Source organism: Enterobacter pseudoroggenkampii (assembly GCF_026420145.1).
GTDB classification, from domain to species: Bacteria; Pseudomonadota; Gammaproteobacteria; order Enterobacterales; family Enterobacteriaceae; genus Enterobacter; species Enterobacter pseudoroggenkampii.
Window position 1 is genome coordinate 182,968 of the sequence record NZ_JAPMLV010000005.1, and the last position, 25,160, is coordinate 208,127.

General features: G+C 57.7%; 22 protein-coding genes and 1 riboswitch. Of the genes, 10 read left to right on the top strand and 12 right to left on the bottom strand.

What is annotated here, in order from left to right:
• Nucleotides 1–42: 42 nt before the first annotated feature.
• On the top strand, nt 43–2,184 hold the full coding sequence (locus OTG14_RS19205) for a TonB-dependent siderophore receptor (protein ID WP_267215612.1): 2,142 nt from the start codon (nt 43–45) through the stop codon (nt 2,182–2,184).
• An 83-nt stretch (nt 2,185–2,267) separates the two neighbouring features.
• On the opposite strand, the gene parE is transcribed toward OTG14_RS19205, so the two are convergent.
• Genes parE through nudF form a run of 5 tightly spaced genes read right to left on the bottom strand, consistent with a single transcriptional unit; the run spans nt 2,268 to nt 6,676 of the window.
• Nucleotides 2,268–4,160 carry a DNA topoisomerase IV subunit B gene (gene parE, locus OTG14_RS19210; protein WP_157189732.1) on the bottom strand — a complete coding sequence of 631 codons (1,893 nt, stop codon included), beginning with the start codon at nt 4,158–4,160 and terminating at the stop codon, nt 2,268–2,270.
• 28 nt (nt 4,161–4,188) lie between these two features.
• On the bottom strand, nt 4,189–4,770 hold the full coding sequence (gene yqiA, locus OTG14_RS19215; RefSeq protein ID WP_008502976.1) for an esterase YqiA: 582 nt from the start codon (nt 4,768–4,770) through the stop codon (nt 4,189–4,191).
• Nucleotides 4,770–5,597 carry a 3',5'-cyclic-AMP phosphodiesterase gene (gene cpdA, locus OTG14_RS19220; RefSeq protein WP_061714462.1) on the bottom strand — a complete coding sequence of 276 codons (828 nt, stop codon included), beginning with the start codon at nt 5,595–5,597 and terminating at the stop codon, nt 4,770–4,772. Before cpdA ends, yqiA begins: the two co-directional genes overlap by 1 nt.
• A 27-nt stretch (nt 5,598–5,624) precedes the next feature.
• On the bottom strand, nt 5,625–6,047 hold the full coding sequence (locus tag OTG14_RS19225; RefSeq protein WP_014833293.1) for a DUF1249 family protein: 423 nt from the start codon (nt 6,045–6,047) through the stop codon (nt 5,625–5,627).
• Nucleotides 6,044–6,676: an ADP-ribose diphosphatase gene (gene nudF / locus OTG14_RS19230; RefSeq protein WP_024906492.1), complete on the bottom strand. Its 633-nt coding sequence runs from the start codon at nt 6,674–6,676 to the stop codon at nt 6,044–6,046. The genes OTG14_RS19225 and nudF overlap by 4 nt, the downstream gene beginning before the upstream one ends.
• A gap of 204 nt (nt 6,677–6,880) precedes the next feature.
• Between nudF and tolC the strand changes: the two genes are divergently transcribed.
• From tolC to OTG14_RS19245, 3 genes are all read left to right on the top strand, one after another.
• Entirely contained in the window at nt 6,881–8,368 is a 1,488-nt protein-coding gene (gene tolC, locus OTG14_RS19235; RefSeq protein WP_024906491.1) for an outer membrane channel protein TolC, read from the top strand.
• A 190-nt stretch (nt 8,369–8,558) separates the two neighbouring features.
• Nucleotides 8,559–9,227, top strand: coding sequence for a DUF1190 family protein (locus OTG14_RS19240; protein WP_267215613.1), 669 nt, complete (start codon nt 8,559–8,561; stop codon nt 9,225–9,227).
• 2 nt (nt 9,228–9,229) lie between these two features.
• A complete protein-coding gene (locus OTG14_RS19245; protein ID WP_267215614.1) occupies nt 9,230–10,390 on the top strand; it encodes a glutathionylspermidine synthase family protein in 1,161 nt (386 codons plus the stop codon).
• A 90-nt stretch (nt 10,391–10,480) separates the two neighbouring features.
• Here the strand turns inward: OTG14_RS19245 and ygiD are convergent, their stop codons facing one another.
• Nucleotides 10,481–11,272 (bottom strand): 4,5-DOPA-extradiol-dioxygenase, encoded by a 792-nt coding sequence (ygiD, locus tag OTG14_RS19250; protein ID WP_267215615.1) that lies wholly within the window; start codon nt 11,270–11,272, stop codon nt 10,481–10,483.
• 196 nt (nt 11,273–11,468) lie between these two features.
• Here ygiD and zupT point away from each other — a divergent pair, with 196 nt between their 5' ends.
• On the top strand, nt 11,469–12,242 hold the full coding sequence (zupT, locus tag OTG14_RS19255) for a zinc transporter ZupT (RefSeq protein WP_024906487.1): 774 nt from the start codon (nt 11,469–11,471) through the stop codon (nt 12,240–12,242).
• Nucleotides 12,243–12,274: 32 nt separating this feature from the next.
• On the opposite strand, the gene ribB is transcribed toward zupT, so the two are convergent.
• Entirely contained in the window at nt 12,275–12,928 is a 654-nt protein-coding gene (gene ribB, locus OTG14_RS19260; RefSeq protein WP_010435670.1) for a 3,4-dihydroxy-2-butanone-4-phosphate synthase, read from the bottom strand.
• A 106-nt stretch (nt 12,929–13,034) separates the two neighbouring features.
• Nucleotides 13,035–13,185: riboswitch (FMN riboswitch) on the bottom strand.
• Nucleotides 13,186–13,304: 119 nt separating this feature from the next.
• On the opposite strand from ribB, the gene ubiK reads away from it, so the two are divergent.
• Complete coding sequence (ubiK, locus tag OTG14_RS19265; RefSeq protein ID WP_267215616.1) at nt 13,305–13,601, top strand: ubiquinone biosynthesis accessory factor UbiK; 297 nt, start codon at nt 13,305–13,307, stop codon at nt 13,599–13,601.
• An 80-nt stretch (nt 13,602–13,681) separates the two neighbouring features.
• On the opposite strand, the gene hldE is transcribed toward ubiK, so the two are convergent.
• From hldE to OTG14_RS19280, 3 genes are read right to left on the bottom strand one after another with little or no spacing between them, the layout of a single operon-like run.
• Nucleotides 13,682–15,112 carry a bifunctional D-glycero-beta-D-manno-heptose-7-phosphate kinase/D-glycero-beta-D-manno-heptose 1-phosphate adenylyltransferase HldE gene (hldE, locus tag OTG14_RS19270; protein WP_061714460.1) on the bottom strand — a complete coding sequence of 477 codons (1,431 nt, stop codon included), beginning with the start codon at nt 15,110–15,112 and terminating at the stop codon, nt 13,682–13,684.
• 40 nt (nt 15,113–15,152) lie between these two features.
• Nucleotides 15,153–18,008, bottom strand: a complete 2,856-nt coding sequence (gene glnE, locus OTG14_RS19275; protein ID WP_267215617.1) for a bifunctional [glutamate--ammonia ligase]-adenylyl-L-tyrosine phosphorylase/[glutamate--ammonia-ligase] adenylyltransferase — start codon at nt 18,006–18,008, stop codon at nt 15,153–15,155.
• A 21-nt stretch (nt 18,009–18,029) separates the two neighbouring features.
• Nucleotides 18,030–19,331: a CYTH domain-containing protein gene (locus tag OTG14_RS19280; RefSeq protein ID WP_024906485.1), complete on the bottom strand. Its 1,302-nt coding sequence runs from the start codon at nt 19,329–19,331 to the stop codon at nt 18,030–18,032.
• A 229-nt stretch (nt 19,332–19,560) separates the two neighbouring features.
• On the opposite strand from OTG14_RS19280, the gene OTG14_RS19285 reads away from it, so the two are divergent.
• Together OTG14_RS19285 and OTG14_RS19290 are read left to right on the top strand one after the other, a co-directional pair.
• Nucleotides 19,561–20,181 (top strand): TIGR04211 family SH3 domain-containing protein, encoded by a 621-nt coding sequence (locus tag OTG14_RS19285; RefSeq protein ID WP_024906484.1) that lies wholly within the window; start codon nt 19,561–19,563, stop codon nt 20,179–20,181.
• A 60-nt stretch (nt 20,182–20,241) separates the two neighbouring features.
• Complete coding sequence (locus OTG14_RS19290; RefSeq protein WP_032650479.1) at nt 20,242–21,483, top strand: multifunctional CCA addition/repair protein; 1,242 nt, start codon at nt 20,242–20,244, stop codon at nt 21,481–21,483.
• 10 nt (nt 21,484–21,493) lie between these two features.
• On the opposite strand, the gene bacA is transcribed toward OTG14_RS19290, so the two are convergent.
• Both bacA and folB read right to left on the bottom strand, forming a co-directional pair.
• Nucleotides 21,494–22,315, bottom strand: a complete 822-nt coding sequence (gene bacA, locus OTG14_RS19295; protein ID WP_024906482.1) for an undecaprenyl-diphosphate phosphatase — start codon at nt 22,313–22,315, stop codon at nt 21,494–21,496.
• A gap of 105 nt (nt 22,316–22,420) precedes the next feature.
• Nucleotides 22,421–22,789, bottom strand: coding sequence for a bifunctional dihydroneopterin aldolase/7,8-dihydroneopterin epimerase (gene folB, locus OTG14_RS19300; RefSeq protein ID WP_267215618.1), 369 nt, complete (start codon nt 22,787–22,789; stop codon nt 22,421–22,423).
• A 107-nt stretch (nt 22,790–22,896) separates the two neighbouring features.
• Between folB and plsY the strand changes: the two genes are divergently transcribed.
• Both plsY and OTG14_RS19310 read left to right on the top strand, forming a co-directional pair.
• Nucleotides 22,897–23,517 carry a glycerol-3-phosphate 1-O-acyltransferase PlsY gene (gene plsY / locus OTG14_RS19305; protein ID WP_023309216.1) on the top strand — a complete coding sequence of 207 codons (621 nt, stop codon included), beginning with the start codon at nt 22,897–22,899 and terminating at the stop codon, nt 23,515–23,517.
• Nucleotides 23,518–23,601: 84 nt separating this feature from the next.
• Nucleotides 23,602–25,068, top strand: a complete 1,467-nt coding sequence (locus OTG14_RS19310) for an MFS transporter (protein WP_267215619.1) — start codon at nt 23,602–23,604, stop codon at nt 25,066–25,068.
• The last annotated feature ends 92 nt before the right edge of the window (nt 25,069–25,160 follow it).

Genomic DNA, 25,160 nt, shown 5'->3' on the forward strand with positions numbered 1-25,160 from the left:
GCCGCGAACGCATTCGCGGTATATTTCGGGATAACAGATGTAATGGCTACGTTCACACCTTCACTCTCTGGGGTAAAAGGGCGCGCGCTCTTTTCACTGCTGTTTATGGCGCCGCTGGCGCAGGCAGCAGACACCACCGCGGCTAAAGACGGCGAAACGCTTACCGTCACCGCCGATCCAAATACTGCGGCGGAAGCCACCAACGGCTATCAGCCGCTGAATACCTCCACCGCGACGTTAAGCAACATGCCGATGCTGGATATCCCGCAGGTGGTCAATACCGTCAGCGATAAAGTGCTGGAGGATCAGCACGCCACCACGCTGGACGAAGCGCTCTATAACGTCAGCAACGTGGTGCAGACCAACACCCTGGGCGGTACGCAGGATGCCTTCGTGCGCCGCGGGTTTGGCGCGAACCGCGACGGCTCGATCATGACCAACGGCCTGCGCACCGTGCTGCCGCGCAGCTTTAATGCTGCAACCGAGCGCGTGGAGGTGCTGAAAGGCCCGGCCTCAACGCTCTATGGCATTCTCGATCCGGGCGGCCTGATTAACGTCGTCACTAAACGCCCGGAGAAGACCTTCGGCGGCTCGATTTCTGCCACCTCTTCCAGCTTTGGCGGCGGCACCGGACAGGTCGATGTTACCGGCCCGATTGACGGCACGCGCCTGGCGTATCGCCTCACGGGTGAGTATCAGGACGAGGATTACTGGCGCAATTTCGGCACCGAACGCAGCACCTTTATCGCTCCGTCGCTCACCTGGTTCGGCGACGATGCCACCGTGACCGTGCTCTATTCGCATCGTGACTATAAGACGCCGTTCGATCGCGGAACGATCTTCGATCTCAACACTAAAAAGGCCGTCGATGTCGATCGCAAAACCCGCTTTGACGAGCCGTTTAACATCACCGACGGCCAGTCCGACCTCGCTCAGCTCAACGCGGAATATCGCCTCAACAGCCAGTGGACCGCGAAGTTTGACTACAGCTACAGCCAGGACAAATACAGCGATAACCAGGCCCGCGTGATGGCCTACGATTCAAAAACCGGCAACCTGACCCGCCGCGTGGATGCGACCCAGGGCTCGACCCAGCGCATGCACAGCACCCGCGCAGATCTTCAGGGGAACGTGGATATCGCAGGCTTTTACAATGAGATCCTCACCGGCGTGTCGTATGAGAATTACGACCTGCTGCGCACGGACATGATGCGCTGTAAAAACGTGAAGGATTTCAATATCTATCACCCGACGTATGGCAATCTCGGCAAATGCACCACCGTGTCGGCGTCCGACAGCGACCAGACGCTCAAGCAGGAAAGCTACTCTGCGTACGCGCAGGATGCCCTGTACCTGACCGATAAGTGGATCGCCGTCGCCGGGATGCGCTATCAGTATTACACCCAGTACGCGGGCAAAGGCCGCCCGTTCAACGTCAACACCGACAGCCGTGACGAACAGTGGACGCCGAAGCTGGGGCTGGTCTATAAGCTCACGCCAGCGGTCTCGCTGTTTGCCAACTACTCGCAGACGTTTATGCCGCAGTCGTCCATTGCGAGCTACATCGGCGACCTGCCGCCGGAAACGTCGAATGCTTACGAAGTGGGCGCGAAGTTCGACCTGTTCGACGGGGTTACCGCCAATATCGCGCTGTTTGATATTCATAAACGCAACGTGCTGTACAACGAAAGCGTGGGGGGTGAAACCATCGCCAAAACGGCGGGCCGCGTGCGCTCCCAGGGCGTGGAGGTGGATCTAGCCGGATCGCTGACCGAGAACACCAATATCATCGCCAGCTATGGCTATACCGACGCTAAGGTGCTGGAAGACCCGGACTATGCGGGCAAACCGCTGCCGAACGTGCCGCGCCATACCGGCTCCCTGTTCCTGACCTACGATATTCACAATGCGTTTGCCGGGAATACCCTGACGCTGGGCGGCGGCGGGCACGGCGTAAGCCGTCGTTCCGCAACCAACGGTGCGGATTACTATCTGCCGGGCTATTTCGTGGCGGATGCGTTTGCGGCGTATAAGATGAAGCTGCAGTATCCGGTGACGCTGCAGGTGAACGTGAAGAACCTGTTTGATAAGACTTACTACACCTCATCTATCGCAACCAACAATCTGGGTAACCAGATTGGCGACCCGCGCGAAGTGCAGCTGACGGTGAAGATGGAGTTTTGACGTAAAAAAGCCCGGTGGCGCTAACGCTTACCGGGCCTACGATCCATTCCCTCTCCCACAGGGAGAGGGTTAGGGTGAGGGCATCAGGCCTCAATATCCGCCATATCGCCTTTCTCCTGCAGCCAGTTACGACGGTCTTCCGAACGTTTCTTGGCAAGGAGCATATCCATCATAGCGTTGGTCTGCTGTTCGTCTTCGTCGCTGATCGTCAGCTGCACCAGGCGGCGCGTGTTCGGATCCAGCGTCGTTTCGCGCAGCTGCATCGGGTTCATCTCGCCCAGCCCTTTAAAGCGCTGCACGTTAGGCTTGCCCTTCTTACGCTTCAGCTGTTCCAGCACGCCCGCTTTCTCTTCTTCCGTCAGCGCGTAGTAAACCTCTTTGCCGAGGTCGATCCGGTACAGCGGCGGCAGCGCCACGTGGACGTGACCGTTTTTCACCAGCGTTTTGAAGTGCTTCACAAACAGCGCGCATAGCAGCGTGGCGATGTGCAGACCATCGGAGTCCGCATCCGCGAGGATACAGATCTTGCCGTAGCGCAGCTGGCTCAGATCGTCGCTGTCCGGATCGATGCCGATCGCGACCGAGATATCGTGGACTTCCTGCGAGGCCAGCACTTCATCAGACGAGACTTCCCAGGTGTTCAGGATCTTACCCTTGAGCGGCATGATCGCCTGATATTCACGATCGCGCGCCTGCTTGGCCGACCCGCCCGCCGAGTCCCCTTCCACGAGGAACAGCTCGGTACGGTTGAGATCCTGCGCGGTACAGTCCGCCAGCTTGCCCGGCAGCGCAGGGCCGCTGGTCAGCTTTTTACGCACCACTTTCTTGGCGGCGCGCAGACGACGCTGGGCGCTGGAAATGGCCATTTCAGCCAGCATCTCTGCCGCCTGAACGTTCTGGTTCAGCCACAGGGTAAATGCATCTTTCACCACGCCGGAAACGAACGCCGCGCACTGACGTGACGACAGGCGCTCTTTGGTCTGACCGGCAAACTGCGGATCCTGCATCTTCACGGAGAGCACGTAGGCACAGCGGTCCCAGATATCTTCCGCCGACAGCTTCACGCCGCGCGGCAGGATGTTACGGTATTCGCAGAATTCGCGCATCGCGTCCAGCAGGCCCTGACGCAGGCCGTTGACGTGGGTACCGCCCAGCATGGTCGGGATCAGGTTAACGTAGCTTTCGGTCAGCAGCTCGCCGCCTTCCGGTAGCCACAGCAGCGCCCAGTCCACCGCTTCGGTATCGCCGGTGAAATTGCCGACGAACGGTTTTTCCGGCAGCGTCGGCAGGCCGTTTACCGCTTCGCACAGATAGTCATTAAGGCCATCTTCGTAGCGCCAGGTCTGCTCGGTGTTGTTGACGTTATCCTTAAAGGTAATTTCCACGCCCGGGCACAGCACCGCTTTGGCTTTCAGCAGGTGCGTCAGGCGGGAAACGGAAAAGCGCGGGCTGTCGAAGAAACTTTCGTCAGGCCAGAAGTGAACGCTGGTGCCGGTGTTGCGTTTGCCGCACGTCCCGACAACCTGCAGATCCTGCACCTTCTCGCCGTTTTCAAACGCGATGTTGTACACCTGACCGTCGCGACGGACGTTCACTTCCACGCGTTTTGACAGGGCGTTGACGACGGAAATCCCCACGCCGTGCAGGCCGCCGGAGAACTGGTAGTTTTTGTTGGAGAACTTACCGCCCGCGTGCAGACGACAGAGGATCAGCTCAACGGCCGGGACGCCCTCTTCCGGGTGGATATCCACCGGCATGCCGCGCCCGTCGTCAATGACTTCCAGCGATTGATCGGCGTGCAGGATGACGTCAACGCGTTTGGCATGGCCCGCCAGCGCTTCGTCCACACTGTTATCAATAACTTCCTGGCCCAGATGGTTTGGGCGCGTCGTATCGGTGTACATCCCCGGGCGGCGGCGAACCGGCTCAAGCCCGGTGAGGACCTCAATGGCATCAGCGTTATAGGTTTGCGTCATGATTTAAACTAGCAATTCGCATTGATTGTCAGTGGCTGTGCAGTCCAAGAAAATCGACAATCTGGGTGAAATGATTCTCAAAGCCCGTGAAAGCATGGTTTCCGCCCTCTTCTATTGTCTGGCGGCAGGAGGCGTAATACGCCACTGCCTGGCGGTAATCCAGCACTTCATCTCCCGTCTGCTGCAGCAGCCAGATGAGATCCGGCGCCTCGAGCGGGTCGACCTGCATAACTTTGAGATCGTAAATATGGCGTGACTCTAGCACATATTGCTGGCCCGTGTAGGGGTTCTCGTTTTCGCCAAGAAAGTCCCGCAGCAGCTCAAATGGCCGAACCGCCGGATTAACCACAACGGCGGGCAGCATAAAGCATTGCGAGAGCCAGGTGGCGTAATACCCGCCCAGGGATGAACCGACCACACCAAAGGTTTCGCCGCCGTGCGCAAGCACAATGGATTCCAGCATCTCCGCGGCCTCTGCCGGGTAAGGCGGCAGCTGAGGGATAATCATCTCAACGTCGGGGTGATGCTCGCTCAGCCACTGGCGAAACTGTGTCGCTTTTGCGGAGCGTGGCGAGCTGTTGAATCCGTGCAGATAAAGGAGCGTAGACATCAATAGCCTTCTGAAGCGGTATCCGGGCGGAATTTTGCACCCGTCAAACGGCAGACTTCCGTGGTCAGCGTGCCGTCGGCATGCAGTTCCAGCCAGCGCCAGCCTGGCGCGATGGTATCCAGCGTAAAGTTGGCGCAGTGCGGCTTAAACTGAACGCAGGTCGACGGCGTCGCCAGCATGCGGCGCCCGTTCCAGTCGAGATCCTGTTCCTGGTGAATATGCCCACACAGCAGATTTTTCACCCGCGGGAACTTCGCCAGCACGTGATCCAGCGCCGCGGAGTTGCGCAGGCTGTGCTGATCGAGCCAGCTGCAGCCCGCCGGCAGAGGGTGATGATGAAGCAACAGCAGCGTGTGGCGTTCCGGTTCAGCAGCCAGTTTGGTCTCAAGCCAGTCGAGCTGAAACTCGCTTAACTCACCGTGCGGGACGCCAAACACCTGACTGTCCAGCAGCAGGATCTGCCACTGTTCACCCGCAAAAACACATTTCGCCGGAGAAATACCCGCATCCTGAAGAGAACTGTACATGGCAGGCTGGAAGTCATGGTTTCCCGGCAGCCAGACGCAAGGCACGCTAAAGCTCGCGATGCCTTCAGCAAAATGCTGGTAGGCCGCGGAAGATTGGTCCTGCGCCAGATCGCCCGTTGCGACAATCAGATCGCATGCACGGTTTTCAGCGTGAATGGCACTCAGTACCGCCTGATAACTCTCCCAGGTATTCACCCCCAGCAGCGTTTCATGCTTTTCGGCAAAAAGGTGGGTATCGGTGATTTGTAATATCCTGACTGGCGCCCCACCAGCAACAGTCAGGTTCAACAGGCTTTCCAAATGGTGTCCTTAGGTAGGTTTATGACGCTAACAAACCGGAATCGCCATTGCTCCATGTGCTAAACAATATCTTAGCCAGTCGGCTAAAAACTGGTTAATTTGATGCTTTTCGTCGCGTTGATGCAACTTTTTATTCGGGTAATCATACCGCGCCTTGAAGCGAAAGATCTGCTGGCTTGAACACACTTCAGCGACCATCGCGTCGTGATAGAGGCGTACCGTCATCGACGGCAGGCTCCAGTAGCTAATGCTGGGTGCCGTTTGCTCAATCTCCACCAGCGTAGTGTAGCGCGTTGATTCTGTTATCGTTAATCGATACTGCGCGTTGCTCACCTGATAGCTTACCGTTTCGCCGGGTGCGTCGTTTTTTGGCAGCAGGCGGCGCAATTGTGCGAAATTGGTTTCGCACAGGCGCATCATTTCTGGGAAGTCAGGCGTATAGCGCTTCATTTTTTCCACTCGTTTCGTAATGTCTGATAATGCAGCTGTAGCCATTGCAGGGCGATGACAGATGCTGCGTTGTCGATTTTCCCCTCTTCTACCCACTGATAAGCCTGCTCCCGGCTTACCACATGAACACGAATATCTTCGTTTTCATCAGCCAGACCGTGAATGCCTTCTGCGGTCGTGGCGTCCACTTCGCCCACCATTATGGATAAGCGTTCGCTGGTGCCTCCCGGGCTTGCCAGATAGCTCAGCACCGGTTTGGTACGGCCGACCACCAGCCCCGCCTCTTCCAGCGCCTCGCGCCGGGCGACGTCCTCGACCGACTCGCCTTCTTCGATCATCCCGGCCACCATCTCCAGCAGCCACGGGCTCTCACTGACGTCATAAGCGGCGATGCGGATCTGCTCCACCAGCACAACTTCGTCACGCACTGGGTCAAAGGGTAGCAAGACTGCCGCATGCCCGCGCTCAAAAATTTCGCGTCTGATTTCGCCGCTCATTTCCCCGTTAAACAGGCGATGCCTGAAACGGTAAAGATCCATTGAAAAAAAACCGCTATAAAGCGTTTCTCGTGCAATAATTTCTACATCGTTTTTGGCGAAAGTCACGGGCAACTTATCTGGTTTTTGCATGAGTCGAGTCCTGGTAGCAATGGTTATGAAATTATGAATTTCAAGGCTGTTTGGCTGCCGTTTGTAAGGCTATATGGTAGATTGGTGCAAATTACCGCCAGATGGCACGTAACGCCAACCTTTTGGTATGGAAGATTCTGTTAGAATCGGCAATTATTTTTTAATTAGATCAGCGCTAATACTGCTTCACAACAAGGAATGCAAATGAAGAAATTGCTCCCCATCCTTATCGGCCTGAGCCTGACGGGCTTCAGTGCAATGAGCCAGGCGGAAAACCTGTTACAGGTCTACCAGCAGGCACGTCTGGGCAACCCTGATTTACGTAAATCAGCGGCCGATCGTGATGCTGCGTTTGAAAAGATTAACGAAGCGCGTAGCCCCTTGCTGCCACAGTTAGGGTTAGGTGCAGATTATACCTACAGCAACGGTTTCCGCGACGCTAACGGCGTAAACTCCAATGCTACCAGCGCCTCACTGCAATTAACACAGACGCTGTTTGATATGTCCAAATGGCGTGCCCTGACCCTGCAGGAAAAAAGCGCAGGCATCCAGGATGTGACCTATCAGACCGACCAGCAGACGCTGATCCTGAACACGGCCACGGCGTATTTCAACGTGCTGAGCGCGATTGACGCACTCTCCTACACCGAAGCGCAGAAACAGGCGATTTACCGCCAGTTAGATCAAACTACCCAGCGCTTCAACGTGGGCCTGGTGGCGATCACCGACGTGCAGAACGCCCGTTCACAGTACGACACCGTGCTGGCCAACGAAGTGACCGCGCGTAACAACCTCGATAACGCGCTGGAATCCCTGCGTCAGGTCACCGGGAATTATTATCCTGAGCTGGCGTCTCTGAACGTCGACAGCTTTAAAACGGATAAACCGCAGGCCGTTAACGCCCTGCTGAAAGAGGCGGAAAACCGCAACCTGACGTTGCTGCAGGCGCGTCTGAGCCAGGACCTGGCCCGCGAGCAAATTCGTCAGGCGCAGGACGGTCATCTGCCAACCCTGAGCCTGAGCGCCTCTACCGGTATCTCTGACACCACCTACAGTGGCTCTAAAACGAATGGTGCCAATTCGCAGGGTTATAATGACAGCAATATGGGCCAGAACAAGGTGGGCCTGAGCTTCTCTCTGCCGCTGTACCAGGGCGGTCAGGTCAACTCCCAGGTGAAACAGGCGCAGTACAACTTTGTTGGCGCGAGCGAGCAGCTGGAAAGCGCCCACCGTAACGTGGTGCAGACCGTGCGTTCCTCCTTCAACAACGTGAACGCCTCGATCAGCAGCATCAACGCCTATAAACAGGCCGTTGTGTCTGCACAGAGCTCCCTGGACGCGATGGAAGCGGGTTACTCGGTCGGTACACGTACTATCGTTGACGTGCTCGACGCGACCACCACGCTGTACAACGCGAAGCAGCAGCTCTCCAGCGCGCGTTATCAGTACCTGATTAACCAGCTGAACATTAAGCAGGCTCTGGGTACGCTGAACGAGCAAGACCTGCAGATGCTGAACAGCGCGCTGGGCAAACCGGTCTCCACCTCTCCGGAGAGCGTTGCACCTGAGAATCCTGACCAGGTTGCCGCGGTTGATAACTTCAACGCTAACAGCAACACCCCTGCTGCACAGCCCGCTGCCGCGCGTACCACAGCGCCTGCCAGCAAGGGCAATAATCCGTTCCGTAATTAAGAGTGTCATCAGGCCTGCTGCGGCCTGATGCCCTCACCCCGCCCCTCTCCCACAGGGAGAGGGAGCATCTGAATCACATCCGAACGTAAGCCAACGTAAAGATCCCCCTGATTCCGCCCCTCTTCGCTTCATTTTCAACCACTCATCCTCTATCCTGAGCGTTATTACCACTGGGTCCTGGAAGACAAAGATGAAACGGACAAAATCTATCAATCACGCTTCGTTCCGCAAGAGCTGGAACGCGCGTCACCTCACCCCTGTCGCGCTGGCGGTTACGGCTGTCTTTATGCTGGCAGGCTGTGAGAAAAATGACGAAACGGTTTCGCTGTATCAAAACGCAGACGACTGCTCTGCCGCAACCGGCAAAGCCGCCGAGTGTAAAACGGCTTATACGAGTGCGCTGAAAGAAGCAGAACGTACCGCGCCGAAATATGCCTCACGCGAAGACTGCGTGGCGGAATTCGGTGAAGGTCAGTGCCAGCAGACACCGGTCCAGGCCGGCACCGCACCTGAAAATCAGGCGCAGGCGCAGTCCAGCGGCAGCTTCTGGATGCCGCTGATGGCAGGCTACATGATGGGTCGTCTGATGGGCGGCGGTGCAGGCTACCAGCAGCAGCCGCTGTTTAGCTCGAAAAACCCGGCCAGTCCGGCTTACGGCCAATATACCGATGCCAGCGGTAAAGGCTACGGCGCAGCGACGCCTGGCCGCACCGTGACGGTACCGAAAACGGCAATGGCGCCGAAACCTGCGACGACCAGCACCATTACCCGCGGCGGGTTTGGTGAATCGGTGGCGAAGCAGACCAGCATGCAGCGCAGCGCGACAGGCACCTCCTCTACTCGCTCAATGGGCGGCTGATCATGGAACGAGTCAGTATCACCGAGCGCCCGGACTGGCGCGAAAAAGCCACCGAGTACGGTTTTAACTTCCACACCATGTACGGCGAGCCGTACTGGTGTGAAGACGCTTACTACAAGCTCACGCTGGCCCAGGTTGAGAAGCTGGAAGAGGTGACGGCAGAGCTGCATCAGATGTGCCTGAAGGTCGTGGAAAAGGTCATCGACAGCGACGAGCTGATGGCAAAGTTCCGCATTCCGAAGCACACCTGGAGCTTTGTCCGCCAGTCGTGGAAAACAAATCAGCCTTCGCTTTACTCTCGCCTGGATCTGGCGTGGGACGGCAAAGGTGAACCGAAGCTTCTGGAAAACAACGCCGATACCCCAACTTCCCTGTACGAAGCGGCGTTCTTCCAGTGGATCTGGCTGGAAGACCAGGCCAATGCCGGAAACCTGCCGGAAGGCAGCGACCAGTTCAACAGCCTGCAGGAGAAGCTGATCGAGCGCTTCGCCGAGCTACGCGAGCAGTTTGGCTTCAACCTGCTGCATCTCGCCTGCTGCCGCGACACGGAAGAAGACCGTGGCACGGTTCAGTATCTGCAGGACTGCGCTGCCGAAGCGGAAGTGGCGACCGAGTTCCTCTATATCGAGGATATCGGACTGGGTGAAAAAGGTCAGTTTACGGATACGCAGGATCAGGTGATCAGCAACCTGTTCAAGCTCTACCCGTGGGAGTACATGCTCCGCGAGATGTTCTCCACCAAGCTGGAAGATGCTGGCGTGCGCTGGCTGGAACCGGCCTGGAAGAGCATTATCTCTAACAAAGCCCTGCTGCCGATGCTCTGGGAGATGTTCCCGAATCACCCGAACCTGCTGCCGGCGTATTTTGCGGAAGATGATTACCCGCAGATGGAGAAATACGTCGTTAAGCCGATCTTCTCCCGCGAAGGCGCGAACGTGTCGATTATCGAAAACGGTAAGACGCTGGAAGCGGTTGAAGGGCCGTACGGCGAAGAAGGGATGATCGTCCAGGAGTTCTATCCACTGCCGAAATTTGGCGACAGCTATACGCTGATTGGCAGCTGGCTCATCAACGATCTGCCAGCCGGAATTGGCATTCGCGAAGATCGCGCGCTGATCACGCAGGATCTGTCGCGGTTCTATCCGCATATTTTTGTGGAGTAAGACTGCGGCCTGATGCCCTCACCCCAGCCCTCTCCCACAGGGAGAGGGTGCACACACTAAAAACGGCAACCTGAAGTTGCCGTTTTGCTTTTATTTCCCCACCTGCACCGACAGCATACTCAGACTCCCCATCTCAATACCGTCAACCGGGATCGTAACCGGCTCCTGACCATCCCACGCGCCAAGCACGTACAGCAGCGGCAGGAAGTGTTCCGGCGTCGGGTTAGAAAGCGAACCGCCCTCATGATCCAGATAGTTCACCAGCGGATGCTCCTCAGCCGGCCCCTGCCACGTCAGGTTTGCTTTAACGTAGTCGTTAAAAGCGGTCGCCCACGGGTAAGGCGTATTCTCACCGTGCCAGCGCGCCGTGCGCAGGTTGTGCACCACGTTGCCGCTTGCCACCAGCATGATGCCTTCATCACGAAGCGTTGCCAGCTTGCGGCCCATCTCCAGATGCCAGGCGGCCGGTTTGGTGCTGTCGATGCTCAGCTGCACCATCGGGATATCCGCATCAGGATACATTTTAATCAGCACGCCCCAGGAGCCATGGTCAAAACCCCAGGCTTCTTTATCCAGCGTTACAGGAACAGGCGCCAGCAGATCCACCAGCCTTTGTGCCAGCTCAGGCGAGCCGGGGGCTGGATAATGCGTGTCATACAGCGCCTGCGGGAAGCCGCCAAAATCATGAATGGTTTTTGGCGCTTCCATGGCAGTCACGCCCGTTCCACGGGTGAACCAGTGCGCGGATACCACCACAATCGCTTTTGGACGCGGCAACGTCTCGCCCAGGCTACGCCATACGCGGGTATAGACGTTGTCTTCCAGAACGTTCATAGGGCTGCCGTGACCTAAAAACAGGGCTGGCATACGGGAAGAAGTCATGGTGATATCCTTACAGAAGGTGTCAATTTAATGGTGCTACATTACGCGCAATCCGGCAAAGATGAACGCAGATAAGCGTGAAGATCATCATCAGGAAATTTGAATGTAAGGAATGTGTAAAGCCGGGGTTCGCCCCTCGCTTTGCCAGAAATGAATCATTTATATTAATGAGAATCATTATCACAAGGAGTTATGCATGTCAGTCCCCTTGATCCTGACCATACTCGCGGGCGCTGCGACCTTTATCGGTGCGATCCTCGGCGTACTTGGTCAAAAGCCCTCTAACCGCGTACTGGCCTTCTCGCTGGGCTTTGCTGCCGGGATCATGCTGCTCATCTCCCTGATGGAGATGCTGCCTGCCGCGCTGGGCACAGAAGGCATGTCTCCGCTGCTGGGTTACGGCATGTTTGTTTTTGGCCTGCTGGGGTACTTTGCCCTCGACCGGATGCTGCCGCACGCGCATCCGCAGGATTTAATGCAGAAAAACGTAACGCCCATGCCGCGGAATATTAAGCGAACGGCGGTTCTGCTGACGCTGGGCATCAGCCTGCATAATTTCCCGGAAGGGGTCGCCACCTACGTGACGGCCAGCAGCAATCTGGAAATGGGCTTTGGCATCGCACTGGCGGTGGCCTTACACAATATTCCTGAAGGACTGGCCGTCGCCGGACCGGTCTATGCCGCCACGGGCTCGAAACGCACCGCAGTGTTCTGGGCAGGTATTTCCGGGATGGCCGAAATCCTTGGCGGCGTGCTGGCCTGGCTGATCCTTGGTAGCCTGGTCTCTCCGGTAGTGATGGCGGCGATTATGGCAGCGGTAGCCGGGATCATGGTTGCACTTTCGGTGGATGAACTGATGCCGCTGGCGAAGGAGATAGATCCTAACAACAACCCCAGCTATGGCGTGCTGTGCGGAATGTCGGTGATGGGATTAAGCCTGGTTCTGCTGCAGACCGCAGGAATCGGGTAAAAAAACGCCGGGATATCCCGGCGTTTTTATTATCAGCTGGCTTTGCGCTCGTGCGCCTGGCGATACTCCACCAGATCTTCAATCGTTACCACCGGCATGTTGTGCAGACGCGCAAAGGTGATGCACTCCGGCGCGCGCGCCATAGTGCCGTCATCGTTGGTCAGTTCACACAGCACACCCGCAGGTTTGAAGCCCGCCAGCGTCACCAGGTCGATGGTCGCTTCGGTGTGACCGCCGCGGGTCAGGACGCCGCCCGCCTGCGCGCGCAGTGGGAAGACGTGGCCTGGACGATGCAGATCGGATGGCTTCGCACCGTCAGCAATCGCGGCACGTACGGTGGTCAGGCGGTCAGCCGCAGACACACCGGTGGTCACGCCATGCGCCGCTTCAATAGTCACGGTAAAACCGGTACCAAAGGCGCTGGTGTTGTTTTCGACCATCATCGGCAGCTCGAGCTGCTTACGACGATCTTCGGTAATACACAGGCATACGATGCCGCTGCCGTGACGGATGGTCAGCGCCATCTGTTCAACGGTCATGTTTTCGGCGGCGAAAATCATGTCGCCTTCGTTTTCACGGTTTTCATCGTCAAGCACCATCACACCGCGGCCTTCGCGCAGTGCATCCAGTGCATGTTCAACACGTTGAGTTGAAGTGCCAAAAGAGGAAAGTAGCGTCTGATTCATGGTAAAAAAACCTCATTAACATTATGGTTACCAGAATCAGGGCAGTCTTAGGAGCGCCGTATAAGCGGCAAAAAGATAACGTGAGCGGGCCCATGCCCGACTGGATCGTTACTCTCTCCCATCCGGACTCTAACCGTCGGCTCCGGAATTACACCGGATCTGCTGACCTTTGAGTTTTCACCCAAAGCGCTCGCGGGCTTTCAGCGTCACGCTGATTTACCGCCGGTGGGGAATTTCGCCCCGCCCTGAGAATAAGCGAGATAACTATAACGCTATTGATTATCCTGGGCAATGCATAAGCATCAAACAATTTTGTTTACCCCGGGCATGACGCGCTACAATGGACACTAACACCTTTCCATCAAGGGAAACGACAATGATTAACCCGAAGAAAATTGAGCAAATTGCGCGTCAGGTTCATGAATCCATGCCGAAAGGCATTCGTGAATTTGGTGATGACGTTGAGAAGAAAATCCGCCAGACGCTGCAGGCGCAGTTGGTTCGCCTTGATCTAGTCAGCCGCGAAGAGTTTGACGTGCAGACCCAGGTTCTGCTGCGCACCCGCGAGAAGCTGGCGCTGCTGGAACAGCGTCTGACCGAGCTGGAAAACCGCAATGCGCCGGAAGAAGTGAAACCGGCACCGGCTATTCCGCCGGTGGATAACCAGGAGTAAGTGCGGCCTGATGCCCTCACCCCAGCCCTCTCCCACAGGGAGAGGGTGAAAAAATAAACGGGCCAGCTGGCCCGTTTTTTTTACTGACTGTCTTTCTGGATCTTCCTGATGATGTTGGTGGTGGAACACCCGTCCTCAAAGTTGAGCACCATCACCTCGCCGCCGTTGGCCCAGACCTCTTCGCTGCCCGCGATTTGCTCCGGCTTGTAATCCCCGCCTTTTACCAGCAGATCCGGCAGAATACCGGCAATCAGGCGCTGCGGTGTGTCTTCTTCAAACGACACCACCCAGTCCACGGCTTCCAGCGCGCCGAGCACGATCATCCGCTGCTCAAGCGGGTTCACCGGACGCGTTTCACCCTTCAGGCGTTTCGTCGACGCATCGCTGTTGACCGCCACAATCAGGCGATCGCCCAGCTTGCGCGCATTCGCCAGATAGGAGACGTGGCCCGCGTGCAGGATGTCAAACACGCCGTTGGTCATCACCACTTTCTCACCGCGCTTGCGCGCGGCGGCGACGGCCACTTTAAGCTCGTCTTCGGTCATAACGCCAAAACCGGTGTCCGCACGGCCGCGCACCGCGTTTTCCAGCTCGATTGGGGAAACGGTTGAGGTACCGAGCTTACCAACGACCACACCCGCCGCGGCGTTAGCGAAGTAGCACGCCTCTTCCAGAGAGTTTCCTGCGGCCAGCGTCGCCGCCAGCACGCCGATCACCGTATCACCGGCACCGGTCACATCGTACACTTCCTGCGCCTGGGTTGGCATATGCAGCGGTGCCTTGCCCGGCTGCAACAGCGTCATCCCCTGCTCGGAGCGGGTCACCAGCAGCGCGGATAGCTCAAAGTCAGCAATGATCTTCATGCCGCGCTCAACCAGTTCTTCCTCAGTTTTGCACTTGCCCGCCACCGCCTCAAACTCGGAGAGGTTTGGCGTCAGCAGCGTCGCGCCGCGATAGCGCTCAAAGTCGGTGCCTTTCGGGTCGATCAGCACCGGCACGCTGGCTTTACGCGCCAGCTGGATCATCGTCTGCACGCTCGCCAGCGCGCCTTTCGCGTAGTCGGACAGCACCAGCGCGCCGATATTGCCCAGCGCCTGGTTAATGCGCTCGTGCAGCGGCTCGGGATCAACGCCTTCGAACCCTTCTTCAAAGTCGAGGCGGATCAGCTGCTGGTTGCGAGACAGCACGCGCAGCTTGGTGATGGTTGGGTGGGTCGGAACCGAAACGAAGTCGCACTTCACGTTCACGTCCGCCAGCGACTTGCTCAGCGCGCGCGCCGCATCGTCGATACCGGTCAGGCCAACCAGACGCGAGTGCGCGCCCAGAGAGGCAATGTTCATCGCCACGTTTGCCGCGCCGCCGGGACGCTCTTCAATGGTGTCGACCTTTACCACCGGTACCGGTGCTTCCGGAGAGATGCGGCTGGTCGGCCCATACCAGTAGCGATCCAGCATCACATCCCCAACAACCATTACTCCAGCACGTTCAAACTCTGGCAGTGTTACTTTCATTCCTGACTCCAGAAAGATTCACAATTTGCGCGCGATAATATCACACTTGATTTGTTACGCACGGTTCCACCAGCCACTTCTGCCAGCTGGCCGTTACCTGAGCGCGTTCAGCAGTGAAACAGTCCAGCGCCACGTGCCCCGGTTCCTCCTGCAGCGCCAGGTGATGAAGCTCGTCGCGCAGCGTCGTGTAGGCGCGGGTTAAGGCCTGCGCCTCCTGTTCGTCCATGATGTCGTTTTGCGCCAGCAGTTCCAGAATGCGCACGTTATCAGACCAGCGGGTCAGCTTCGGCTTGTCGTGGGCGTGGAGCAGCACCAGATACTGGGTAATGAACTCAATATCGGTGATCCCGCCCTCGTCGGCTTTGATATCAAAACGATCGCGGTGTTTATTGCCGAGATGCGCGCGCATTTTCTCGCGCATCTCGCGCACTTCGGTCTGCAGCGTACTGCCCTCGCGTGAGGTGGTCATGACGTCCTTACGGATGGCATCGAACTGCGTTTTGAGCTGCGGATCGCCATACACCACGCGGGCGCGCACCAGCGCCTGATGCTCCCACGTCCAGGCTTCATTCTTCTGGTAATCGGCGAAGGATTCCGTTGAGGTCACCAGCATGCCCGCCGCGCCGGACGGACGCAGGCGCGCATCGACTTCATACAAAATGCCCGACGAGGTGCGGGTGCTGAACAGGTGCATGATGCGCTGCGCCAGGCGCAGGTAGAACTGACGCCCGTCAATCTCGCGCTCGCCGTCGGTCATCACGTCAACCGGGCAGTCGTGCAGGAAGATTAAATCCAGATCGGAGCTGTATCCCAGCTCCCAGCCGCCGAGCTTGCCGTAACCGACCACGGCAAACCCTCGCCCCTCACGGTCAGCAAGGTGCTTCGGCTGGCCGTAGCGGGCCACCATCTGCACCCACGCCTGCTGCACTACCGCGTCGATGATCGCCTCCGCGAGCCAGGTTAAGTGATCGCTCACTTTCATCACCGGCAGCGTTCCGGCGATATCCGCAGCCGCCACGCGCAGCATCTGCGCCTGCTTAAACTGGCGCAGCGCCTCCAGCTGCTGCTCTTCGTCTTCTTCCGGCACGCGCAGCAGATACTGACGCAGCTCGTCCCGGTAGGCATCCGTCGCCGTGGGTTGATACAGGGTGTTCGGGTCGAGCAGTTCATCCAGCAGCAGCGGATAGCGCGCCAGCTTGTTGGCCACCATCGGCGAGGCGGCGCAGAGCGTAATCAGATGCTTCAGCGCCCCCGGAAACTCGCTCAGAAGCTCAAGGTACGTGGTACGCGTGATGATCCCACTCAGCAACGGCATCATGCGCGACAGCGGCACCGGCGCATCCGCCCGCGAGCAGACCTCGCTCAGCAGGTGCGGCATCAGGTGATCCAGCACCTGACGGCCGCGCGGGCCGATGGCGCGTTTGTTCAGCTCAAGACGGAAATCGGCGATTAGCGCCACCACGCGATGCCGGGCATCGTCACTCAGGTGCGCCAGCACGGGGGTCGTGTCATCTTCCTGGAGCGCATCCTGCCACAGCTCGCGCCAGTGCTCGGAAAGCGCATCGTCCTGCGATTCGCTTTCGTCATCACCGATCAGTTCGTTAAAGATGCGGCGCACGCCTGCCATATGGGCATCGAGCCGTTCGGTCAGCGTTGACCAGTCGTCCACCCGCATCCCCCAGGCCAGACGCGCCCGGTTAAGGTCATCCCCCGGCAGGGTCTGAGTCTGTTCGTCGTTGATACTTTGCAGCAGGTTTTCCAGACGACGCAGGAACAGATAGGCCTCGCGCAGGGTTTGCGCGTCGCCGTCCGGCAGCAGGTGCAGCTGCTCGATGGCGCTCAGCGTCGGCAGCAGTGAACGGGACTGTAACGACGGCTCACGCCCGCCGCGAATCAGCTGGAAGACCTGGACGATAAATTCGATTTCGCGAATGCCGCCCGCGCCAAGCTTGATGTTGTCCTTCAGCCCACGACGGCGAACCTCACGGGCGATCATCCCTTTCATATTACGCAGGGACTGGATGACGCTGAAGTCGATATAGCGACGGAACACGAACGGGCGCAGCATGGCGCGCAGCTCGTTGGCGTAGGCGTCGTCGCTGTCGCCCATGATCCGCGCTTTAACCATCGCATAACGCTCCCAGTCGCGCCCCTGCTCCTGGTAATAATCTTCCAGCGCGGCAAAGCTCAGCACCAGCGGGCCACTGTCACCGAACGGCCGCAGGCGCATGTCCACGCGGTAAACAAAACCGTCCTGCGTGGGCTGATCCAGCGCCTTAATCAGACGCTGACCGAGGCGGGTAAAGAACTGGGCGTTGTCCAGCTCGCGACGGCCGCCGCGCGTGGAGCCGTTCTCAGGCCAGGCAAAAATCAGGTCGATATCGGAGGAGAAGTTCAGCTCGCAGCCGCCCAGCTTGCCCATCCCCAGAATCAACAGCGGCTGAGGAACCCCTTCCTCGCTGCACGGCGTGCCCCACTCTTTACAGCAGGCGGCGTAGAGCCAGTCGCGCGCGGCGACAATCAGCGTTTGCGCCAGCTCGCTTAGCTGCTGCAGCGTACTCTCTTCGCTCACAAGCTCCAGCGCCTGAGCCCAGGCAATGCGCACCATCATCCGACGGCGGAACTGACGCAGGACGCGCATCAGCGTCGTCTCATCCGCTACGTCTTCAAGCGCGGCATGCAGCCAGCCGGCATAGTGCCGCCACTCGTCCGCCTGCGGCGGTGCGTTCTCAAGCTCCACCAGCCAGTTCGGGTAGGCGGTGATGCTTTCCTGCACAAAATCACTGAAGGCGAGCACGCTTTTCGCCTGCTCGCTTAAGGATGACGCCGGTAATGATTCAGGCAGACGTTCGCACACGGTCTGCCACTGCTGCTGTAACGGTGAAGAAAGCGGCATTTTAGGGGTTCCTTGCCAGAGTTAACGTTTTCCGCTGTGCAGCCAGAACGGCTCCTGCGAAATGGCCTCGTTACGGAAATGCTCGATCTCAATATGCTGGCGGGTTTCGATGGCATGCTTCAGCCCCTGCCAGTTTTCCAGCCACGCCTGCGCCTGTGGCCCGTCGTAGGCACCGGAAAGGAGCAGCATGCTGTCGATGTTGCGCGACAGACGGGGAAGCTGATCGCCATACTTATCGCCGAGCGGATAGGCAAAGGTGCTCTTCAGTTCAGCGGCATGACGGGAAAGATGAATATCCGCGAAACGCTTAAAGTTTTCCGCGATTTTGGCCTCTGCTTTCGCATCCAGGAAGGCGCGCCAGCCGCGCGTCACCAGAAACTCGGTCAGCGCCAGTTTTGCCGTGGCGGTTTGCGGGCTGTAGATCGCCGTTTGCGCCGAGACATCGGAGAGCATCAGCGTTTCGGTCTGCGTCAGCAGGTCACGTAAGTGAGCGCTCGCTTTGCGAGGAACAATACCGCCGAACAGCGCAAGGGTATGGCGCACCAGAGCAATCGCCGCCAGCACGTGGGATTTGGCGTTTTTCACATTCCGCACCCACAGCTCTTCATGGTATTGCCACTGAGAAAGCGCCAGCTCCAGCGCGGCTTCCAGACCCTGTTCAACGCTGGCTTTCGGCGCAACGTGCAAAATGGTCGTCTCTTTCAGCACGCGCGGCGCATTTCCGGCGGCCAGATGGTAACCTCGCGCGGCTTTACTCAGGCTTCCCTGACGTAATCCGGACTGGTTTACCAGCCTGCGCGCCAGCTTCAGCACGTCATTTGCGTCACCTTCCAGCAGCTCAAGCTCCAGTTCGCAAATCGGTTCCTGGAACTCACCCGCCTTCACGTCCCCCAGATCGAGGGCGATTTCGATGCGGCTTTTGCCTTCCGTCACCAGCCATTTTTCGCGCCAGAAATCGGTGCTGAACAGCGGCTGTACCTGTTCCGCCAGCGTGGAAGGCAGTTCGCCTTCCGGCCAGACCTCCGCCGGGAAACGTTCCAGCTCAAGTTCTGGCTTGCTGATGTCGATATTGTATTCCGGGCGCTGATGCAAGCCGCCGACCACGCGGCCGGCAATTTTCATCGTCATCTCGTAGCGCCCGCCCGCGCCCCGGATACGCAGCCCCATATCGTGGCGGCGCAGCCAGTTGTCTGGCGTTTCGTAATAGATATTAAGCAGTTGTACCGGTGCATGGTGTTCGCCGGAAAGCGTATGCAGATGCTGGCGGAGTGCGTCAACGCTGTCTTTTTCGACGATAAACTTTAATTCGATTTCTTGTGCCATAGCCTTGTACTTTTGCGTGCGTCACAGACGCGTCAATGAGGGCGAACTTCCTCGCCATTTGTTTGTCAGTACATAGTATTTTGCGCCAAATTGCCATGCAATGAGCAATTTGTCGGGCGTAAATGTGTAGAGTCGTGACACAGATGATTCTGATTGCTGACGAATGCTTTGCGTAGAGACACTGTTGCCACTACTATCGTTCCACTATTTATGAAAATAACGACTAATGATGCTTAAATTACGCCTGATTGGACTTACTTTACTCGCTTTTAGCGCCGCAACCGCCGTGCACGCTGAAGAAAAGCGTTACGTTTCTGACGAACTGAACACCTGGGTACGCAGTGGCCCCGGAGATAATTATCGCCTCGTGGGCACGGTAAATGCCGGCGAGGAAGTCACCCTGTTACAAACCAATGCGGACACCAACTACGGTCAGGTTCGCGACAGTACCGGTCGTACTTCCTGGATCCCGCTGAAAGAGTTGAGCACCGTGCCAAGCCTGCGCACGCGCGTGCCGGATCTGGAAAACCAGGTGAAGACCCTGACCGACAAGCTGAACAACATCGACGGCACCTGGAACCAGCGCACCGCTGAAATGCAGCAGAAAGTGGCGCAAAGCGACGGTGTGATTAACGGCCTGAAAGAAGAGAACCAGAAACTGAAAAACGAGCTGATTGTCGCGCAGAAGAAAGTGAATGCCGCCAACCTGCAGCTCGACGACAAACAGCGCACCATTATCATGCAGTGGTTTATGTATGGCGGTGGCGTGCTGGGCGTGGGTCTGGTACTGGGTCTGGTCCTGCCGCATCTGATCCCAAGCCGTAAGCGTAAAGACCGCTGGATGAACTAATTCGTCTTCTCTGCCAGACTTACGTATCATTCTGGAAAAGAGAAAACGGGAGAGTTGGGCGTGAAGAGTTATCTGGTCGGTGGTGCGGTACGTGATGCGTTGTTAGGTCTGCCGGTCAAAGATAAAGACTGGGTGGTGGTTGGCGCCACCCCTGAAGAGATGCTCGACGCGGGCTACCAGCAGGTAGGCCGCGATTTTCCCGTGTTCCTGCACCCGAAAAGCCGTGAAGAGTATGCCCTGGCGCGTACCGAGCGGAAATCGGGCTCGGGCTATACGGGCTTCACCTGCTATGCCGCGCCGGACGTGACGCTGGAGCAAGATCTCCTGCGCCGCGATCTCACCATCAACGCGCTGGCGCAGGACGAGCACGGGCAGATCGTTGACGCCTATGGCGGTCAGGACGATCTGCGCAACCGTCTTTTACGTCACGTCTCCCCGGCGTTTTCTGAAGATCCGCTCCGCGTGCTGCGCGTGGCGCGCTTTGCCGCGCGTTACGCCCATCTCAGTTTCCGTATTGCCGATGAGACAATGGCGCTGATGACCGCCATGACCGAGGCGGGCGAGCTGGAACACCTGACGCCAGAGCGCGTCTGGAAAGAGACGGAAAATGCGCTCACCACGCGCAACCCGCAGGTCTTTTTCCAGGTCCTGCGCGACTGCGGCGCGCTGAAGGTGCTGTTCCCGGAAATAGACGCGCTGTTTGGCGTACCTGCCCCGGCAAAATGGCACCCGGAAATTGATACCGGCGTACATACGCTGATGACCCTGAGCATGGCGGCCATGCTCAGCCCTGACGTGGACGTGCGCTTTTCCACCCTGTGCCACGATCTCGGCAAAGGCTTAACGCCAAAAGAATTCTGGCCTCGGCACCACGGACACGGTCCGGCAGGGGTGAAGCTGGTCGAGGGGCTGTGCCAGCGTCTGCGCGTGCCGAACGAGATCCGCGATCTGGCGAAGCTGGTGGCCGAATTCCACGATCTGATCCACACCTTCCCCATTCTGAAACCGGCCACCATCGTTAAGCTTTTCGATAATATCGACGCCTGGCGCAAACCCCAGCGCGTAGAGCAAATCGCGCTGACCAGCGAAGCTGACGTGCGCGGGCGTACCGGGTTTGAAGCGTGCGATTACCCGCAGGGACGTTTACTGCGTAAAGCCTGGGAGGTGGCGAAAGCGGTGCCCACGAAGGACGTCGTCGAGGCGGGATTCAAAGGACCGGAAATTCGCGAAGAACTCACGAAACGGCGAATTCAGGCGGTGTCTGACTGGAAAGAAAAGCATTGCCCTCAGCCAAAAGACTGAGGGCCATCGGTCAGAAGAAGACCACGTACACCGCAGCCGCGACGATAAAGCGATAGATCGCGAACGGAATAAACGAGATACGCTTAATCAACTGCAGGAAGGTTTTGATGGCAATCAGCGCCACGATAAACGCGGTGATGAAGCCAACGGCGAACATCGGAATGTCGCCTGCCGTCAGGAAGTGATAGCTCTTATAGACGTCGAGTACGGTGGCGCCCATCATCATCGGCACCGCCAGCAGGAACGAGAACTCTGACGCGGCGTAACGGCTTACGCCCATCAGCATCCCGCCGGAGATGGTAGCGCCTGAACGCGAGAAGCCCGGCCACAGCGCCAGACACTGGAAGCAGCCAATGATAAACGCCTGACGATACGTCATATCGTCCAGCCCTTCCGCGCGCGGCGTTTTTGGCTTCAGCACTTCCGCGGCGATCAGCAGGAAGCCCCCCACCACCAGCGCGTACATCACGTTAATTGGGTTAAACAGCGATTTGATGGCGTCGTGGAAAACCAGGCCCAGCACCACCGCAGGGATCATCCCGAGCAGAATATGGATCAGCGACAGGCGACCTTTACTCATCCCTTCGTGCTGCGGCGGACGGCCAAAATGGATGCCGATCAGACCAAACAGACGGCGCCAGAACATCACGACCACCGCCAGAATCGAACCCAGCTGGATCACCACTTCAAACGTTTTTGCGGTATCCCCTTCAAAGCCCAGCAGATGGCCAACGATAATCATATGGCCCGTACTGGACACCGGCAAAAACTCCGTCAATCCTTCGACCACACCCAGTATTGCCGCCACCAGCAGCGAGTGCATATCGCTCATCTATAAACCCCTAAAAAGATATAAAAAAACGGTGTCCCATACGGACAACCGATAAGATACAGTCCTGAGACCGGTATAACCTAAATTGGTTTAGCAATTATGACGTTAATTCTTGCCTTTCAGATTTGTGCCACGCTCAATGATGACGCCAACGTTGGCGGCGCGCGCCACCGCGCCCGGCTTGCTCAGCTTGATGCGCACCCACGGTGAGTTAAATTTTTTCAGCAGCAATTCTGCGACTTCTTCAGCCACCCGTTCGACCAGCGCAAAACGTTGCCCTTCCACATGGTTGATGACCATTTCACTGATGTCGGCATAGCTCAGACAGTCGTTCACGTCATCGCTTTTTGCCGATTTGCGGTTATCCCAGCCCATTTCGATATCGAACACCAGTTTCTGCTCGATGGTCTGTTCCCAGTCGTAAACACCAATAGTGGTGATTACCGAAAGTTGCTCTATAAATACAATATCCATCACGACCTGCCTGCTTTTTGGCTAAACCGGATACCACTTCCGGCGAATTATGCGTATTATCCACAGATGCTGAGAATACAGATACATTTTCAAAACGGAACAGCGTTATGAGTGCAATCGCGCCTGGAATGATCCTCCTCGCCTATCTTTGCGGCTCAATCTCCAGCGCCATTCTGGTCTGCCGCATTGCCGGGTTACCTGACCCGCGTGAAAATGGTTCCGGGAATCCGGGGGCGACCAACGTACTACGAATTGGCGGCAAGGGAGCAGCCGTAGCGGTTTTGATTTTTGATGTTCTGAAAGGGATGCTACCCGTCTGGGGCGCGTATGCGCTGGGCGTCACGCCGTTCTGGCTGGGGCTCATTGCTATTGCTGCCTGCGTCGGCCACATCTGGCCCGTATTCTTCGGCTTTAAAGGCGGCAAAGGTGTGGCGACCGCCTTTGGTGCCATTGCCCCCATCGGCTGGGACTTAACCGGCGTCATGGCCGGGACCTGGCTTCTGACCATTCTGCTGAGCGGCTATTCGTCGCTGGGCGCCATCGTCAGCGCGCTGATCGCCCCGTTCTACGTCTGGTGGTTCAAACCCCAGTTTACCTTCCCGGTGTCGATGCTCTCCTGTCTTATCCTGCTGCGTCATCACGACAATATCCAGCGCCTGTGGCGTCGTCAGGAGACCAAAATCTGGACGAAGCTCAAGAGAAAGAAAAAAGACGCTCCGAAGGGTTAGTTATGCCTTATAGCCAAATGTGATTTTGGTCACCTTCTGCCTGTGGTAACTGTTAGGGACACAACACAACCACATAAGAAGAAAATGGCTGAAATCACAGAATCTACTCCCCTTTCAACGGCAGGTATTCCCCCTGATGGCGACATCCAGTGGGTGCGCAGTGCATCGGATGTATCACGTCTCGTTAATGACGGTTCTCAGGGCCGGGCAAACGCCCGTATCGTAGTCGGTATCGCGCTGGGCGGAATTTTCCTTGATGCCTACGATCTGGGCGCGCTGGCATTCGGCATTAAAGACATCACCCGCGAATTTAACCTGACGCCCGCCGGTACCGGTATGGTGGCCTCGGCCATTACCTTTGGCGCCATTGTCGGGGCGCTGCTTGGCGGCTATCTCACGGATAAAATCGGGCGCTACCGCGTGTTTATGGCTGATATGGTGTTCTTCGTGGTGGCCGCCATCGCCTGTGCGCTGGCCCCGAACGAATATGTGCTCGCGGGCGCCCGCTTTGTGATGGGGCTCGGGGTCGGGATCGATCTTCCCGTAGCGATGGCGTTTTTAAGCGAGTTCGCCAGGCTGAAAGGGCCCGGTAATAAGGCCTCCAGCGTCGCGATGTGGTGCCCCACCTGGTATGCCGCCATCAGCATCTCCTACCTGCTGGTGCTTTTCTTCTACGCCGTGCTGCCGGAAAGCCACAGCGACTGGCTGTGGCGTTTGATTCTCGGCTTTGGCGCGGTGCCCGCGCTGGTGATTATCGCCATCCGCAGCCGCTACATGAGCGAATCGCCGGTCTGGGCGGCGAATCAGGGCAACCTGAAAGAGGCGGCGTCCATTTTACGCCAGTCGTATAACATCAATGCCCACGTGCCGCAGGACGCGCTCAGCCAGCCCGCACCTGTCGTGAATAAAGCGAAATGGTCAAACTATCTGAACCTGTTCCGCGGCATCTACTTACGCCGCACGACGCTCGCCACGCTGCTGTCCGTCGTCTCCTCGTTTGCCTATAACGCCGTGGCGTTTGGCCTGCCGGTGATCATCTCCAGCTTCTTTGTCCAGTCGATGCTCACCACCATCCTGATATCTCTGGCGCTTAACCTGCTGTTTGCCTTCGTTGGCGGACTGCTGGCGGTACGCTACGTACCGCGCTTCGGCGCCTGGCGGATGTCGCTTGCGGGTTATGCCTGCCAGCTGGTCGCGCTGCTGGGACTGGCGCTGATTGGTCGCCCTGAAGGCGCCACCGTGGGCGTTCTCGCCGTGGCGATGCTGGCGCTATTCCTGTTCGGTCAAGGCTTTGGCCCGGGCGCGCATACCATGACGTTCGCCTCGCTGAGCTACCCGACCTCGCTGCGCGGCGTTGGCGTCGGCCTTAACCAGACGCTGATGCGCAGCAGCTCGACGCTGTCGCTGTTCCTGTTCCCGCTGCTGGTCGCCTCGCTGGATACCGCCGTGTTCTGGGTAATTGCGCTGGCGCCGTTTATCGGCCTGGCATCGCTGCTGGCAATCCGCTGGGAGCCGTCCGGGTATGATGTGGATGCGGAGGATTACCGCTAGTCCCGCAAACCGGCTCACAAGAGCCGGCTTTTTTATCCATAAGCGACTCATATGACAGCCTTCATTTCCGCCAGGGCATACTGAAACGTATC